This window comes from Arthrobacter sp. USHLN218, assembly GCF_037144715.1.
GTDB lineage: Bacteria > Actinomycetota > Actinomycetes > Actinomycetales > Micrococcaceae > Crystallibacter.
This window is the reverse complement of the sequence record NZ_JBBCYT010000006.1, coordinates 139,953-154,831: the sequence shown is the minus strand read 5'-3', so window position 1 is coordinate 154,831 and position 14,879 is coordinate 139,953. Positions and strand designations below refer to the sequence as shown.

Annotated in this window: 13 protein-coding genes; 7 read left to right on the top strand and 6 right to left on the bottom strand. The window is 67.6% G+C overall.

Features of this window, described 5'->3' with window-relative positions; genetic code table 11:
• The first annotated feature begins 3 nt into the window (after positions 1 to 3).
• The 3 genes from WFH44_RS14845 (at position 4) to WFH44_RS14835 (ending at position 2,161) form a co-directional block, all read left to right on the top strand.
• Positions 4 to 336 carry a cupin domain-containing protein gene (locus WFH44_RS14845; protein WP_336714688.1) on the top strand — a complete coding sequence of 111 codons (333 nt, stop codon included), beginning with the start codon at positions 4 to 6 and terminating at the stop codon, positions 334 to 336.
• Between the two features lie 14 nt (positions 337 to 350).
• The gene (locus tag WFH44_RS14840; RefSeq protein ID WP_336714687.1) at positions 351 to 1,697 is read left to right on the top strand and encodes a flavin monoamine oxidase family protein; all 1,347 of its coding nucleotides are present in this window, start codon (positions 351 to 353) and stop codon (positions 1,695 to 1,697) included.
• 224 nt (positions 1,698 to 1,921) lie between these two features.
• Complete coding sequence (locus tag WFH44_RS14835) at positions 1,922 to 2,161, top strand: hypothetical protein (protein ID WP_336714685.1); 240 nt, start codon at positions 1,922 to 1,924, stop codon at positions 2,159 to 2,161.
• A 45-nt stretch (positions 2,162 to 2,206) separates the two neighbouring features.
• On the opposite strand, the gene WFH44_RS14830 is transcribed toward WFH44_RS14835, so the two are convergent.
• The 5 genes from WFH44_RS14830 to WFH44_RS14810 form a co-directional block, all read right to left on the bottom strand.
• On the bottom strand, positions 2,207 to 3,409 hold the full coding sequence (locus WFH44_RS14830) for a cytochrome P450 (RefSeq protein WP_336714684.1): 1,203 nt from the start codon (positions 3,407 to 3,409) through the stop codon (positions 2,207 to 2,209).
• Positions 3,410 to 3,454: 45 nt separating this feature from the next.
• The gene (locus WFH44_RS14825; RefSeq protein WP_336714682.1) at positions 3,455 to 4,420 is read right to left on the bottom strand and encodes a PDR/VanB family oxidoreductase; all 966 of its coding nucleotides are present in this window, start codon (positions 4,418 to 4,420) and stop codon (positions 3,455 to 3,457) included.
• Between the two features lie 52 nt (positions 4,421 to 4,472).
• Positions 4,473 to 5,837, bottom strand: a complete 1,365-nt coding sequence (locus WFH44_RS14820; protein WP_336714681.1) for an MFS transporter — start codon at positions 5,835 to 5,837, stop codon at positions 4,473 to 4,475.
• A 123-nt stretch (positions 5,838 to 5,960) separates the two neighbouring features.
• Positions 5,961 to 6,794, bottom strand: coding sequence for an IclR family transcriptional regulator (locus tag WFH44_RS14815; protein ID WP_336714680.1), 834 nt, complete (start codon positions 6,792 to 6,794; stop codon positions 5,961 to 5,963).
• 126 nt (positions 6,795 to 6,920) lie between these two features.
• The gene (locus WFH44_RS14810; protein ID WP_336714679.1) at positions 6,921 to 7,721 is read right to left on the bottom strand and encodes an SDR family oxidoreductase; all 801 of its coding nucleotides are present in this window, start codon (positions 7,719 to 7,721) and stop codon (positions 6,921 to 6,923) included.
• A 160-nt stretch (positions 7,722 to 7,881) separates the two neighbouring features.
• Between WFH44_RS14810 and WFH44_RS14805 the strand changes: the two genes are divergently transcribed.
• The 4 genes from WFH44_RS14805 (at position 7,882) to WFH44_RS14790 (ending at position 13,041) form a co-directional block, all read left to right on the top strand.
• On the top strand, positions 7,882 to 9,261 hold the full coding sequence (locus tag WFH44_RS14805; RefSeq protein WP_336714678.1) for an aldehyde dehydrogenase family protein: 1,380 nt from the start codon (positions 7,882 to 7,884) through the stop codon (positions 9,259 to 9,261).
• A gap of 26 nt (positions 9,262 to 9,287) precedes the next feature.
• Positions 9,288 to 10,214 carry an MBL fold metallo-hydrolase gene (locus tag WFH44_RS14800; RefSeq protein WP_336714677.1) on the top strand — a complete coding sequence of 309 codons (927 nt, stop codon included), beginning with the start codon at positions 9,288 to 9,290 and terminating at the stop codon, positions 10,212 to 10,214.
• Between the two features lie 33 nt (positions 10,215 to 10,247).
• The gene (locus WFH44_RS14795; protein WP_336714676.1) at positions 10,248 to 11,501 is read left to right on the top strand and encodes an MFS transporter; all 1,254 of its coding nucleotides are present in this window, start codon (positions 10,248 to 10,250) and stop codon (positions 11,499 to 11,501) included.
• 115 nt (positions 11,502 to 11,616) lie between these two features.
• The gene (locus WFH44_RS14790) at positions 11,617 to 13,041 is read left to right on the top strand and encodes an MFS transporter (RefSeq protein ID WP_336714675.1); all 1,425 of its coding nucleotides are present in this window, start codon (positions 11,617 to 11,619) and stop codon (positions 13,039 to 13,041) included.
• A gap of 74 nt (positions 13,042 to 13,115) precedes the next feature.
• Here WFH44_RS14790 and WFH44_RS14785 read toward each other — a convergent pair whose 3' ends face one another.
• Complete coding sequence (locus tag WFH44_RS14785) at positions 13,116 to 14,804, bottom strand: formate--tetrahydrofolate ligase (protein WP_336714855.1); 1,689 nt, start codon at positions 14,802 to 14,804, stop codon at positions 13,116 to 13,118.
• Between the last annotated feature and the right edge of the window lie 75 nt (positions 14,805 to 14,879).

Below are 14,879 nucleotides of genomic sequence, written 5' to 3'. Positions count from 1 at the left end.
AAGATGTCCCAGGTCTTCCATGCCCGGCACGACGACGCCGCTTTCGAGCCCTTCGAACTCGGCACCGTGCAGTGGCTCCGCCGCCCCGGCGACAACGGCAACGAAAAACTGTCCTCGGGCATCTGGAAAGTCACCCCCGAGGAAGCACCCGAGCCCTTCGACCTGCCCATCGACGAGGACGAGACCGTCTACATCGTCTCCGGGCATCTGCGCATCGAAGTCAAAGGCGGCGACACCTTCGACCTCACCGCCGGTTCAATGGCCTCGCTCTCGGCGGGCGCCATGACCCGGTGGACCGTTATCGAACCCACCATCGAATTCTTCGTCTACAGCTAGCAAGGACCGTCATCGTGGAAAATTCTGACGTCATCATCGTCGGCGCAGGCTTCGCCGGCCTCATCGCCGCCCGCGAGCTTTCCCGCCGCGGCCACAAGACCATCCTCCTCGAGGCCAGGGACCGCGTCGCCGGCCGCACCCACCTCGATGAGCGCATGGGCCGCAACCTGGAACTCGGCGGCACATGGGTGCACTGGACCCAGCCGTTCGTGTGGGCGGAAATGGGCCGCTACGGCATCGACCCCGTCCCCGGGCCCGAGTTCACCAAGGCCTTCTGGGCCGCGGACGGGCACCGGCACGAGGGCCACGCCGACACGCTGCTGGAACTGCTGGATGCCCCGAACCAAGCCCTTTTGGCCGACGCGCGCCGCTACTTCCCGCTTCCCTGGTCTCCGCTGGCGAACCCGGAGGTCGCCGAGATCGACGGCATCACGCTGTCCGACGCCATCGACCGGCTGGACCTGAGGGCGGACCAGCGCCAGCTCTTGCGGTCCTTCTGGACCCTGAACTTCAACGGCAGGCTCGACCAGGCCGCCTACACGCAGGCCCTCCGCTGGTGCGCGGTCGCCACCGGCTCGTGGCAAACGATGTTCGAAGCCTGCGCCAGCTTCAAGATCGACGGCGGCACGCGCCGCCTTGCCGAGGCGATCCTGGCGGACTCCACCGCCGACGTGCGGCTGAACCGGACCGTCGTATCGATCAGCCACGACGACGCCGGCGTCACCGTGCTGACCTCCTCCGGCGAGCAGTATGCCGGCCGGGAGCTGATCCTCGCCTTGCCGCTGAGCGTGCTTAACGACGTCGACATCCGGCCCGCGCTTTCCCCCGCCAAACGGGAGGCGGCAGTCAGAGGGCAGGCCGGGCGCGGCGCGAAACTGTGGATCAAGGTCAGGGGCCGGCAGGAACGGTTCGTGGCCTTGGGACCCGAACACGCGCCGCTGAACTTCGTGCAGGCCGAATACATCGATGAGGACAGCACCACCTTGGTGTGCTTCGGCCCGGACGCATCCGCCGTCGACGTCGACGATCCGGTCGCCGCCCAGGCGATCCTCGACGCCCTCGTGCCCGGGCTGGAAGTCCTCGAGGTTGCCGGCCACAACTGGGTGGACGACGAGCTGGCCCGGTCCACCTGGCCCATGCACTACACCGGCTACCTCACCCAGTCCCTGGCCGAGCTCCAGCGCCCCGAGGGCCGGATCCGTCTGGCCGGCTCCGACTTCGCCAACGGCTGGGGCGGATTCATCGACGGCGCCATCGAGAGCGGACTCGACGCCGCCCGGGCCGTCGGGCAACAGCTCTCTACACCGGTTGGCGGAACCAGGATCACGGAAACAGTGCCGGCGCCAGCACCCGCCGTTTAGGCGCGAAGCGTTCACGACATCCGCCAAAACGGGGCCGGCATCGCACCACGGTGCCGGCCCCGTTCGGCGTCTGGTTCCTTGCGCGGCAGAACGCGGATCCATGCCCGCACGAGGCAGAGCCGGAATGCCCTATCGGCATCGGGTATGGACGCCGACTCTGGATTCAGGAGGTCCGCTGTGGCCTACTCGGCCAGCTCCTCCGAAATGAAACGAGAGGAAGTCAGATGGACGTGCGGATCGTCGAGAGCGTCGCAATGTTCGGCATCGGCGACGGATTACTCACCGTGCTCTTCCCGGACGAGCACTGTTCCCGCTGGGCAGCCGGCCCGTTCCAGCCAATCATGGAGTGGTGCCGCCAGCACCCTGGACTGACGCGGGCTCTGGGCGCTGTGCAGCTCGTCACTTGTGCGGCCCTGGCAGCGAGCCTGTCGAAGGAACCCGGCCCGGCAAGGCTGCGCTCCTAGCCTGCGAGGCTAACACCCGACCATCGGGAGCGTCACGGAACCGGCCTATCGTGCTGCGGTGATGCGTACAGGCAAGGACTCGAAGCCGCGGAGCACGTTGTGCAGGATCGGCACGGGCGCGCCATCCGGCTCGATGGCTGCCACGCGCTGCAGCAGTTCCTGCAGGACGATTTCCATCTCCAGGCGTGCGATGGGCTGGCCCACGCACTGGTGCAGGCCCATGCCGAAGGCGACGTGGCCGGAGGCGCTGCGGTCCAGGTCGAAGTCGTCCGCGTTGTCGCCCCACTTGCGCGGGTCGCGGTTGGCTGCGCCGACGAAGACCAGCACCTTTGCCCCTGCAGGCAGATGCACCCCACCGAGCACCGTGTCCACCGCTACGGTGCGGTGGAACTTCTGGAATGGCGACTCGAGGCGCAGGGCCTCGTCCACCGCAAACTTCGCCAGCTTCGGGTTCTCGCGCAGCCGGGCCCACGCCTCAGGGTAGCGGGCCAGCACGGAGAGCGTGTTGCCGATGCCGAAGATCGTGGTGTCCACACCCGCCGAGAGCAGGGCGCGCACCAGGAGGGTAGCCTGCTGTTCGGTGATCAGCCCGTCCGCGACGCGGTCCCAGATCCTAGCGCCGAAGCCGGTGTCGTTCAGGTTCTCCCGTTCGCAGTTCCGCATGACGGCCGCGGCATGCTCATCGCCGTGTGCGAAGGCCTGCTTGAAGATGTAGTTCTCGGGGCCGAAGGCGTTGAAGACCATGTTGCCGTACGGGAGCAGGTGCTCGCGGCCTTCGTCGGGAATGCCGACAGCGTCGGGAAACACGCGCAGCGGGTACTTCTCTGCGAGGTCGGTGATGGCGTCGAACCGGTCCCGCTGTGCCAGCTGCTCCGTGAGCTCAACGGCCGGCGGGGTGAAGGGTTCGCGGAGGGCTCGGACGGTTCCGGGGTTGATCACACCGGTCAGTGCGCGCCGCATCACGGTGTGGATGGGCGGATCCGACTCCAGGATGCTCGGCGGGCGCCAGCCGGAGTCCTGGCGGATGTCGCGCGGCCCCAAGCCGCCGGAGGAGATGTAGGTTTCGAAGTCGGTGAGGACTTCATAGACCTCTTCATAGCCGGCGACGGCGTAGCTTCCCGTGGCCTCCAGGTAGGAGACGGCTCCCGCGTCGCGCAGCTTAGCGAGGAACGGATAGGGATCGAGGAGGTTGGCGGTTTCGAACGGGTCGTCGCCCAGAACGTTGGCTTCATGCGTGGTGGCGGTCATTGGGAATGCTCCTGGTTGCGTAGGCGTTGTCGAGAGGCGCGACGGCTAAAGGTCGAGGACAAGCCGGGGACAACCGGCGGCGGCGCGCGAGACGCACACCAGCATGATTTCGCCGGCCTCCTTGTCTTCCTCGGTCAGCACTGCGTCGCGGTGCTCCGGTTCGCCCGAGATGATCTGGGTCTCGCAGGTTCCGCACAGCCCGCCGCGGCAGGACGATAGAACGCGGACACCGACCTCTTCGACGGCCTCGAGGATGGTCTTGTCATTGGGTACGGTGACCGTGGTCCCGGTGCGGGCGAGTTCCACCTCGAACGGCGCGTTGGCAGCCCCGACGCCCAGGCTGGAGGCGACGAAGCGCTCGGTGTGCAGGGCCCCGGGCGGCCAGCCCATGCAGCGCTCCTCGATGGCGCCGAGCATGCCACCAGGACCGCAGGCGTAAACCAGCATGTGGGCCCGAGGCATGCCGAGGATCCCGTCCAGATCCAGCCGGCCGACCTCGTCCTCGGCGACGATGCGGATGTGGTCCGCGCCGTAGCGGTCCTCGAGCTGCTGCGCGAAGGCCATGGTCTTTCGGCTGCGGCCGCCGTAGATCAGTGTCCATTCCTTGCCGGCCCGGTCTGCGGCTTCCATCATCGGCATGAGCGGGGTGATTCCGATGCCGCCGGCGATGAAAAGGTAGCGGCGGGAGTCCCGCAGCGGGAAGTTGTTGCGCGGTTCGGAGATGGTCAGCTGCGTCCCGGTCAGCAGGGCGTGGACCGCTTTCGACCCGCCGCGGGAGTCCGGGACGTGCAGGACGCCGATCCGCAGGTGGTCCAGCTCCTCCGGAGAGGAACACAGCGAGTATTGGCGGACAAGGCCGTCGCCCACGTGGACGTCGATGTGGGCACCGGGCTGCCACGGCTGGAAGGGCTGGCCGTCCGTGCGTCGCAGGACCAGGGAGACTACCTGGTCCGCCACGATCTCAACCGTGTCGACGACGGCCTCGATGGTTGCTCCTGCGGATGCAGTCATGGGGTTCTCGCTTCCTTGAAATGCTTTGCCTGACGCCCGGGCGGCCGGGAGTCTAGAGGTCCAGGCCCAGGCGCTTGCGGTCGCGCTGCTGGTTGATGAAGAGTACGGAGAGGATGCCGATGCCGAGCATCATGGCGCCTGTGAGCACGAACGCGTTCCCGTAGCCGACGGCGGGGCTGGAGGCTGATCCGACCAGCAGGCCGACGACGGCAGGAGCCAGGAGTCCGCCGCTGGTCAGGACGGCATTGCTGTACTGGAGCATGGCGCCGCGCTGCCCGATGGTGGTGGTCTCGGCGACCACCAGGTAGGTCAGGGCGAAGATGGCTGGCGCCGTGCCGAAACCGAACACGAAGCACACTATGGCCAGTACTTGCTGCTCGGCCATGGTGCCGGCGAGCACCATCGCCCCCGAAAAGAGGGCCGTGGAGCCCAGCACGACGCCGCGCGAATAGCGTGATGGCATGCCCCGGCGACCCAGCCGCTCCGTCAGCCAGCTCAGCCCGACGGTTGCGGCGGCGCCCCATACGGCGGGAAGCGCGATCAGGGAGCCGGCCTGCTGGGTGCTCATCTTCATGACGTTCTCGAAGTAGGCGGGCAGCCAGGTCATCGCGACGGTGAAGGTCCAGTAGCCGAGGAAAGCCGCGAGGACCGAGAGCACCCAGCTGGGCGTTGCGATCGAGCGCCAGTAGGAGACCCTGCGGTCCGCCGCGGACAACGCGTCTTTCCCGGCCGGGTCGGGGATCGTGCCCTCGATCCGGTGCTCCTCGCGGATGGAGGTGTAGGGTCCCTCCTTGCCGACGAAGAACCAGATGGCGGCCCAGGCCACCCCGATCAGGGCCAGAAAGATGAAGGTGGACTTCCAGCCGAACTCCGCGGTAATCCACGCCAGCACCGGAGCGAAGACCACGATGCCCAGGGTCACGCCCGAGGAGGCCACGGCGGCCGGAGTGGCACCCTTGGCGCTGGGGAACCACTTGTACACGGCGTGCATGGTGATCGGCGCCAGCGGCCCTTCGCCGGCGCCCAGCAGGACACGGCTGAACCAGAGTGCCGGCAGGGACGCGAAGACGAAGATGGGCACCTGCGCGATCGACCACACAAGGCAGAGGGCCAGCAGGATCCATTTGGAGCCGACCCTGTTGGCGATGGGCGCAGCCGCGAGCTGCGCGACGCCGAAGAGGATGAAGACGGCGCTGCCCAGCAGCCCGAAAGTCTCGGGGCTGATGCCCAGGTCCCGCATCAGGGGAACGGCGACGATACCCAGGATCGCCTTGTCCGCCCAGCTGATCATCATCAGGACCAGCAGGAACATGGTGATGATCCAGCCGCGGCGGGAGCGGCGCCGGGCATCCCAGAGCGCCGGATCGGCAGCTGAAACCGCCGTCTCCCGTGCCTGCTGGGGTGCGTGAATCGCCATGGAAATCCTGTCTGCCGTGACGGTCGTCTACCGGGGTTGTGACGTGAAATACGCCTATTCGATAGTAGGTGGCCCACAACACAGGGGCCGGATCGGTTTCCATCCAATGGAAAGGATCTTGGCTTATTGCGGCCACTGCTCGGTGCCAAGCCTGCGGGCGATGCCGCGTGCGGCGATCTTGAGCACCGGCACCACGGCGCCGAGGGAGGCCGGGCGGCTCTTCGTCACGATGCCCAGCGCGGCCGCCACCTGGTTGTTCGGCAGGAAGACCGGCACGGCCAGCCCGTAGTTGTCCGGCCCGGCTTCTTCGTCCGTGGTGGCATACCCGTTGCTCCGGACCCGCTCGATTTCGGCGGCCAGCACCCTCGCGTTGGTGATGGTCCGCGGAGTCAGCGGCTCCAACTCTCCGACGGCGGAGGCCAGCAGATCCTCCGGCCCGTAGGCCAGCATGATTTTGCCGGCGGCGCTGGCATGCAGCGGGAGCCGCGCGCCCACCCGGCGGAAGGGCGAGCCCGCTCCGGTCCCGGACATCCGCTCGACGAGCAGGACCTCGTGTCCGTCCAGGATGAACAGGTTCACTACGTTCTGGGTCACGAAGAGGACGTCCTGCATGAAGGGAGCGGCCACCTCGGCGATGTTTTGCTGCGCGGGCGCCAGCAGGCCCAGTCGCCAGATCCGCTGGCCCACCCGGTACTCGCCTCTGCGCTTTTCCAGTCCGCCCCAGGCCACGAGTTCCCCCGCGAGCCGGTGCGCGGTAGCCACCGGGAGTCCTGCCCTGCGGGCCATCGCGCTGAGGGTCTGGACGGAGTGCTGGGAGTCGAAGGTGCCGAGGAGCGCCAGGGCACGGGAAGTCACGCTCGCGGTGGACGGCGAGGCCACCTCGCTATCCTGGTCCGGCGCCGTCGCGGTTGCCGCGGGCGGGCGCGGGCCGCGTCCACGCGGGGCAGCGTTGGCCATTGCAGCATCCCTCCCAACCGGCGCCCTGGGCGGGAGCCTTGCCGTCCCAGCCATTTTAAGGCCCGACGCCGGAACCCACCCTGCGCGCGGCAGGTGCGGTCCCGGCGTCGTACCTGGAAAAGAACCTCAGACCGTCTGCGCGGCGAAAACCGAACCGCGGTAGGCAGCCAAGCCGCCGTCCACCCGGATGTCGGACCCGTTGACCCACGCCGATTCGGGGCGCAGCAGGAAGTCGATGACGAGGGCGATGTCTTCGGGCTCACCGAAGCGGCCCACCAGGGCACCGGCGCCCTCGACCTTGTCGCGGCCGTGATCCTTCTTGAAATCCTCAAGGATCGGGGTGGACACCGGGCCCGGGCTGACGCTGTTCACCCGGATGTGCCGCTGCAGCAGTTCGGCGGCCAAGTGTTCGGTGAGGAACCGGACGCACTGCTTCGAGAAGAGATAGGACTCGCCGGTAATTTCTTCATCGCCGGCAATCGAGTCCAGCGCCGCTTCCTGGTCCTCGGCCAGCGCGAACTGTGCGCAGCTGTCCTTCACGCTGCGCCACTGCACGCCCACGTTGGAGGCGAGATTGACCACTGCGGCACCTTCGCCCATCAGCGGGACCAAGGCGCGGACCAATCCGCGGACACCGAAGACGTTGACGGATAGCACCGTCCGCCACGGGGCTGTCCCGGGGACCCCCGCGATATTCGCCAACCCTGCGATACCCTGCGGGGCTGCCTCGGTAACTGCTGCCACAACGGCGTCGATTCCGGACTGGCCGGAGAGGTCGGCCTGCACGAAGGTGCCGCTGAAGGCCCCGGACGGATTGCGGTCGACTCCGATCAGGGGGACACCGCGCTCTGCCAGGACCTGCGCCGTGCGGGCCCCGATCCCGGAGGAAACACCGGTCAGGACGATGGGCTGCTGGTTTTCGGTCATGGCGCTCCTTGGTGGTACGTGACGGGCTTCACTCCATGGTGGCAAGTATGACGCACGACGGGAGGGCGCCTTTCCATTGGATGGAAACCGCCATGCGGATTGTGATGCGGACCATGACACTTGAAGGAAGTCCCCTCCTCCCGGCCCGAAAGGACGCACCATGACGGCAAGCCACTACGACGTGCTGGATCCGGCCACCCTTGAACTCGTGGGCCAGGCCCCCGAGCACACCGGGCAGGACGTCGAGCACGCCGTTGCCGCCGCCCGAGCCGCCGCGCCCGGCTGGAGCGCCGACCGCGAGGCCCGCCGCAGTGCGCTTCGAGCCGGCGCCGCGCTAATCCGCCGTGACCTGGACCGTTTGTCCACGCTCCTCTCCAGGGAACAGGGCAAGCCCAAGGCCGACGCCGCCGGCGAGTTCACCGTAGCGGCCGGCCTCTTCGAATACTATGCCGACCTGGCCTGGGACGAAACGGAACCGCTGGCGCCGCGCGCAGACCGCACATTGGAAGTGCAGTACCGGCCCGTGGGCACGGTGGGCACCATTACCCCCTGGAACTTCCCCATCTCGCTGCTGAGCGTGAAGCTGGCCCCTGCCTTGGTAGCCGGATGCACCGTGGTCGCGAAACCCTCGCCGTCGACTCCGCTGTCCACGATTGCGCTCGTCGACCTGCTCAACGAGGTGCTCCCGGCAGGAGTACTGCAGGTCCGCACCAGTTCCCGGCGCACAGTGAATGTAGCTTTGAGCACCTCCCCCGGCATCCGCAAGATCTCCTTCACCGGTTCGACCGACGTAGGGATCTCGATCGCCCAGCAGGCCGCCCCGACAGTCAAGCGTGTCACCATGGAGCTGGGCGGGAACGATCCCGCCATCGTGCTCGATGACGCCGACATCGAAACCACTGCCCGTGGCATCGTCGGCAGCGCTTTCCGCAACGCCGGCCAAGTCTGCATGGCCGTCAAGCGCGTGTACGTTCCACGCAACCGCAGCAAGGAACTGGCTGAGGCCGTCGCCGCCGAGGCAGCCCGCCACGTGCTCGGCCACGGCATTGCGGACGGCACCACCATGGGCCCCATGCACAATGAAGCACAGCTCAAGCTCGTCCATGGCCTCGTCGACTCGGCGGTAGGCGCCGGCGCCCGCGTCATCACCGGCGGCACCCCGGGCTGCGATCTCCCCGGCTACTTCCTCTCCCCGACGGTAGTGATCGACGCCGAACCCGGCATGGACCTGGTGGAGCAGGAACAGTTCGGCGCGGCGCTGCCTATCGTCGCCTACGATGACCTCGACGCTACCATCGCCCAGCTCAACGACGGCGAGTTCGGGCTCGGCGCCTCCGTTTGGAGCCCGGACGGAGGACGCGCCCACGCCGTCGCCTCGCGGATCGAGGCCGGCACGATATGGATCAACCAGCACACCCTGGTGGAGCCGGACGCCCCGTTCGGCGGCTGGAAGTCTTCCGGCCTAGGCCGCGAGCGGGGACGTTGGGGCCTGGAGGAATACCTAGAGACCCGCGTCATCAACGCCCGCCCCCACGCCTGACCCCGCACTCTTCCAAAGGACTTATCTTGAGCGTCGAACTGATCACCCTCGGCACTGCAGCCGGACCGGCCATCCGCGGACCGGAAAACGGAATCTCCAGCGCCCTCGTGGTTGGCGATGCCTTCTATATGGTGGACTTCGGCATGGGCTGCTCCCGTGCTGCCCATGAGGCCGGGCTTCGGGGCAAGGATTTCGCCGCCGGCTTCGTCACCCACCTGCACTCGGACCATGTGGTGGAGCTGCCTGGCTTCCTGCTATGGAACTGGGGCGCGCCCGTCGACGGTTTCACCGCTCCGGTTTCCATCCTGGGCCCGAGCAAGGATGCCACCCGCCCCGACGGCGCAGCGCTCTCCGGCACCAGCGAACTAGTCTCACATGTCCTCCAGGCGTTCTCCTATGACATCGACATCCGGGTCCACGACGAGGCCCGCCCGGATCCCGCGGCCCTGCTGCGGACCGTGGACCTGGATACGCCGGCCGAAGGCTCCCCCGCCGCGGCGCTGCCCTTCGACGTGTATGAAGACGACAGGGCTAAGGTCACGGGCATCCTCGTGGAGCACCCTCCGGTGCGCCCGGCCCTGGCCTTCCGCTTCGACACCGACGCCGGATCGGTGGTCTTCTCAGGCGACACCGCCGAGTGCGATGCCCTCGCGGTCCTCGCCACCGGGGCGGACGTCTTGGTCCATGAGGCGGTCAATCTGGACTTCTACGCCGGCAAGGGCTTCGCCCCGGAATTCCTGAACCACCAGCAGATCTCGCATACCCCGCCCGAAGGTGCCGGCCGCGTGGCCGCCGCCGCCGGAGTCGGCCGCCTGGTGCTCTCCCATCTGGCCGGCCGAGCCGAGCCGGAATGGTGGCGTACCCGCGCGGCCTCCACGTTCGACGGCCCCGTCGACGTTGCCGTGAGCGGCCAGCGCTTTGGTATCGGTAGCCCCGTCCTGAGCCTCGCGTAGGATTACCCCGCCGCCCCTTCCGTGAGGACTGCTTTGCCGCTGCCGTCGCCCGCCACCGCGTCCGCCGAACCGATAACGGCGACGACAGACGCCGCTTGGCTCGCCGTTCTCGCCTCGGGCATCGCCGCGGCAATGCATATCTGGAAACTTCCCGCTGCCTTGGCGGGAATCCAAACCGACCTTGGCACCACGCTCGTCCAGGCTGGTCTGTTGCTGGGCATCATCCAGGTCGCGAGCATGGTAGGCGGGCTAGCGACGGCGCTGGGCGGTGAACTGCTGGGACTGCGGCGAATGCTGCTGTCCGGCCTGGTCCTGCTGAGCGCCGCCTCCGCGCTGGGCGCCGCTGCCCCGGACACCAACCTGCTCATGGCCGCACGTACCCTCGAAGGCGTGGGCTTCCTGCTTGCCGTCGTCGTTGCTCCCGCCCTGATACGCAAGGTAGCACCGCCTCGGCGCCTTAACATAGCGCTAGCCAGCTGGGCGACATTCCACGGCATGGCCACCCTCGTGGGGCTCTCCGCCGGCGCGTTGTTCCTGCTGGTGGGTGATTGGCGGCAGTGGTGGCTGGTGATGGCCGCGATCACCCTGCTGCCGGTGCCCCTCCTGCTGCGCCAGGTTCCCAGAGATTCACCGTCCTCCGACTCCGGGCTCCGCGCTGCCCTCCGACGGGTGCGCCGCACGGTCGCCACCGGACGGACCTGGCTCACCGGTATCGTCTTCGCCTGCTACACCGCCCAGTGGATGGCCGTTGTCGGCTTCTTGCCCTCGATCTACCAATCCGCAGGGATGGGCGGCCCGTGGCCCGGACTGTTGAGCGCCTTCGTCGGAGGCGTGAACGCTATCGGTGCCGTCAGCGCGGGCCCCCTCCTGCAGCGCGGGCTGTCCGAGCGGTGCATAGCCTCCTGGGCTTTCCTCGCGATGTCGGCGGCCTCCCTGGCCACCTTCGCGATCGAGTGGGAGGAACAGGACAATGGAATCGTCTTCCAACTCGTCCTCATCGCGGCCTTCTCGGCGATCGGCGGCCTCGTTCCCGCCGTCTTGACCCGCCACTCCGTACATATCGCGCCCCCTGACGGATCCGTCACGGCCGTTCTCGGGCTTACCCAACAGATCTTCAACGTCGGCAACTTCCTCGGCCCGATGCTCCTCGCCCTTCTCGCCACACGAGCCGGCGGCTGGAACACCGCGTGGTGGTTTACGTGCGGACTAAGCCTGCTGGGGGTGCTCCTCCTGTCGTTCCTCGGCAGGGAGCGCGCCGCTGGTTCCGGCCGGACTGAAGCGGGCTGAAAAAAGCCTTTCCATCCAACGGAAAGCGGGAATGTTAGGCCCGTCACACGTCCATAGAGTCGGGGAAACGCCGCTGCAACAGGCAAAGGCATCCTCCTCCAAAGATTGGCTTACCGTGTCAGCACCCACTCTTCCCGACGTCACCACGGGCCCGGCGAGTGCCCGCGACCCCCGCTATTGGTCCGCCGCCAAGCGGAATCGCTACGGCTGGTTCATCACCGTCAGCCTGCTTTTCCTGATGATGCTCAGCTGGGCGGACAAGGCGGTCCTGGGCATCGCCGCCGTTCCCCTGATGAAGGATCTCGGCATCACTCCGGAACAGTTCGGTCTGGTCGGCAGCGCCATGTTCCTGACCTTCGGCGTCGCACAGATCGTCGCCGCGCCGATTGCCAACAAGGTTTCCAGCAAGTGGATTCTGCTGGTTTTGTGCCTCCTCTGGTCCATTGCCCAGGCTCCGATCCTGATGTTCGCCTCTTTGCCCGCCCTCTGGGCCAGCCGTCTGCTGCTCGGTGCCGGCGAAGGCCCGCTGGCTCCGGTCCTGATGCACGGCATCTACAAGTGGTTCCCGGAGAAGAAGGGGGCCACCCCGGCAGCACTCGCTTCCTCGGGTGTCACCCTTGGCATTGTTGCCTTCGCCCCGGTCCTGGCCTGGGTCATTGGACAGTTCGGCTGGCAGACCGCTTTTGCGCTACTGGCGATCGTCGGCCTCGTCTGGTCGGTTTTCTGGCTTATTGCCGGAAAGGAAGGTCCCTACACCAGCCGCCAGGTCGAGCAGGAAATCGAGGGCGTCCCGGCCGATGAGAAGCCGGTCCTGGTTGAAAACAAGGTCCGGTACTGGCGCACCATCCTCTCCCCAAGCTGGATCTTTGCAGTGCTCGCCTCCTTCTTTGGCTATTGGACCTTCACCTTGGCCATGTCCTGGGGACCGGCCTACTTCCAGAACGTCCTGGGCTTCACCGGCCAGCAGGCCGGCACCATGATCGCCCTGCCCGCAGCATGGGGAGCCATCGCCACCGTTGGCCTCAGCGCGCTGACCCAGCGGCTGCATCTCAGGGGTGTCCCGACCCGAAAGGCACGCGGCTGGGTCCTCGGCATCTCCGCCACCGTCGCCGGCGCCTGCCTGGTAGGCGCGACGCTGGCCGTCTCCCCGGTCCTGTCCATCGCCCTCATGGTCGTCGGCTTCGGCACCGCCCCCGCGCTGTTCGCCATCACTTATCTGGTGGTCGCAGAGCTGACCACCATCGCGCAGCGCGGCGCCAATCTATCCATCGCGAACGCAGTCCTCACCAGCGGCGGCGTGTTCGCGCCGGCCGTATCCGGCTTCCTCATTGGCGGCGCCACCACGCCCGCCGACGGCTACAAGGCCGCATTTGCCCTCGCGGGCGGCCTCATGTTCACCTTTGGAATCCTCGCTTTGCTGTTCGTCAACCAGCAGCGCGACCGCCGCGGGCTCGGCCTCGACGCAGAATCTGCGTCGCCGGAGACCGCTGCCTCCGCGGAGCCGAAGGCCGACGCGGCAACAGTCCCCGCCAGCGTCTAAACCCTTGCGCCTCGCTGTAGCCCCCTGCCCGCTCGGGCAGGGGGCACACTGCACTAGCAACAACGGAAGGCGGGCTAGAAGAGGCCGGTGATCTCGCCGTCGTCGTTCACGTCCATGCGCATGGCGGCCGGTTCCTTGGGCAGGCCGGGCATGGTCATTACGGCGCCGGTGAGGGCGACGATGAAGCCGGCGCCGGTCCTGGGAATCAGCTCGCGCACGGTGATGGTGAAGCCGGACGGCGCGCCGAGGCGGGTGGCGTCGTCGGTGAAGGAGTACTGGGTCTTGGCCATGCAGACCGGCAGTTTGCCCCACCCGTTGGCGTCGATCTCGGCCAGCCGGTTCTTGGCGAGGGTGGAGAATTCGACGTGGTCGGCGCCGTAGATCTGCTGGGCGATGGTCTCGATCTTCTTGTCCACCGACAGGTCCAGGTCGTACAGCGGCGCGAAATGATGCTCCGCGCCGAGGGCCTGCTCGACCTTGGCGGCCAGCTCGTCGCCGCCGTCACCGCCGCCGCCATGACCCCAGACGTCCGCCGGGGCGGCCTCGACGCCCTTCTGCCGGCACCACTCAAGCACCCAGTCGACTTCCTCGTCCGTATCCGATGTGAAGCGGTTGATCGCGACGACCGGCGTGATCCCGAACTTCGCGGCGTTATCGAGGTGCCGCTCGAGGTTCGCGGCGCCCTCCTGCAGCGCGGCAAGGTTGGGGGCGGACAGTTCCTCCTTGGGCACGCCGCCGTGCATCTTCAGCGCGCGGATGGTGGCGACGATGACGATCGCCGACGGGGCGAAGCCGGCCGAGCGCGCCTTGATGTCCATGAACTTCTCGGCACCCAGGTCCGAGCCGAAGCCGGCCTCGGTGACGACGACGTCGGCCAGCCTGCGGGCGGTCTGCGTGGCGATGACGGAGTTGCAGCCGTGTGCGATGTTGGCGAACGGGCCGCCGTGGACAAGGGCCGGCGTTCCCGCGATGGTCTGGACCAGGTTCGGCTTGATGGCGTCCTTGAGCATCATTGTCATGGCGCCCTCGGCCCCGAGCTGGGCGACCGTCACGGGCTTCTTGGCATAGGTGTAGCCGAAGGTGATCCGCGACAGCCGCCGCTTAAGGTCCTTCAGGTCAGTGGCGAGGCAGAAGACCGCCATCACCTCGGAAGCGACGGTGATGTCGAAGCCGGCCTCGCGCGGGACGCCCTGCCCGGGCCCGCCGAGGCCGATCACGATCTGCCGCAGCGCGCGGTCGTTCATGTCCAGCACGCGCCGGAAGGTCAGCCGCCGCGGATCGATGTTGAGCTCGTTGCCTTGGTAGATGTGGTTGTCCACCAGCGCCATCAGCGCGTTGTTGGCGCTGGTGATGGCGTGGAAGTCCCCCGTGAAGTGCAGGTTGATCTGGTCCATCGGCAGCACCTGGGAATAGCCGCCGCCGGTGGCTCCGCCCTTCATGCCCAGGATCGGGCCGAGCGAGGGCTCGCGCAGCGCGATCATGGTCCGGTGGCCGGCCTTGGCCAGGGCGTCCCCCAGCCCCACGGTCACAGTGGACTTGCCCTCCCCGGCCGGCGTCGGGGACATGGCGCTGACCAGCACCACCTTGCCGCGGGGCCGGGCCTGGTCCGCGCCGAGTTTGGCCGGGTCGATCTTGGCCTTGTAGTTGCCGTAGAGCTCGACGGCGTCGCCCGGGATTCCGGCGGCCAGGGCCACCTCGGCGATCGGCTTCAGCGTTGCGCGGCGGGCAATTTCAAGATCGGAAAGCGGAGCCGGGTCAGACATCATTGTCCTCCAAACGGGTGCGTCAGCGAGTGGCGGCCGAGGCCGTCACAGCCAACGTACCAGCCGATCAGGAAG

Excerpts from the sequence above, each read along its gene's own strand:
- WFH44_RS14845 (WP_336714688.1), top strand. The coding sequence starts at position 4 with ATGTCCCAGGTCTTCCATGCCCGGCACGACGACGCCGCTTTCGAGCCC.
- WFH44_RS14835 (WP_336714685.1), top strand. The coding sequence starts at position 1,922 with ATGGACGTGCGGATCGTCGAGAGCGTCGCAATGTTCGGCATCGGCGAC.
- WFH44_RS14830 (WP_336714684.1), bottom strand. The coding sequence starts at position 3,409 with ATGACCGCCACCACGCATGAAGCCAACGTTCTGGGCGACGACCCGTTC.
- WFH44_RS14825 (WP_336714682.1), bottom strand. The coding sequence starts at position 4,420 with ATGACTGCATCCGCAGGAGCAACCATCGAGGCCGTCGTCGACACGGTT.
- WFH44_RS14820 (WP_336714681.1), bottom strand. The coding sequence starts at position 5,837 with ATGGCGATTCACGCACCCCAGCAGGCACGGGAGACGGCGGTTTCAGCT.
- WFH44_RS14815 (WP_336714680.1), bottom strand. The coding sequence starts at position 6,794 with ATGGCCAACGCTGCCCCGCGTGGACGCGGCCCGCGCCCGCCCGCGGCA.
- WFH44_RS14810 (WP_336714679.1), bottom strand. The coding sequence starts at position 7,721 with ATGACCGAAAACCAGCAGCCCATCGTCCTGACCGGTGTTTCCTCCGGG.
- WFH44_RS14805 (WP_336714678.1), top strand. The coding sequence starts at position 7,882 with ATGACGGCAAGCCACTACGACGTGCTGGATCCGGCCACCCTTGAACTC.
- WFH44_RS14785 (WP_336714855.1), bottom strand. The coding sequence starts at position 14,804 with ATGTCTGACCCGGCTCCGCTTTCCGATCTTGAAATTGCCCGCCGCGCA.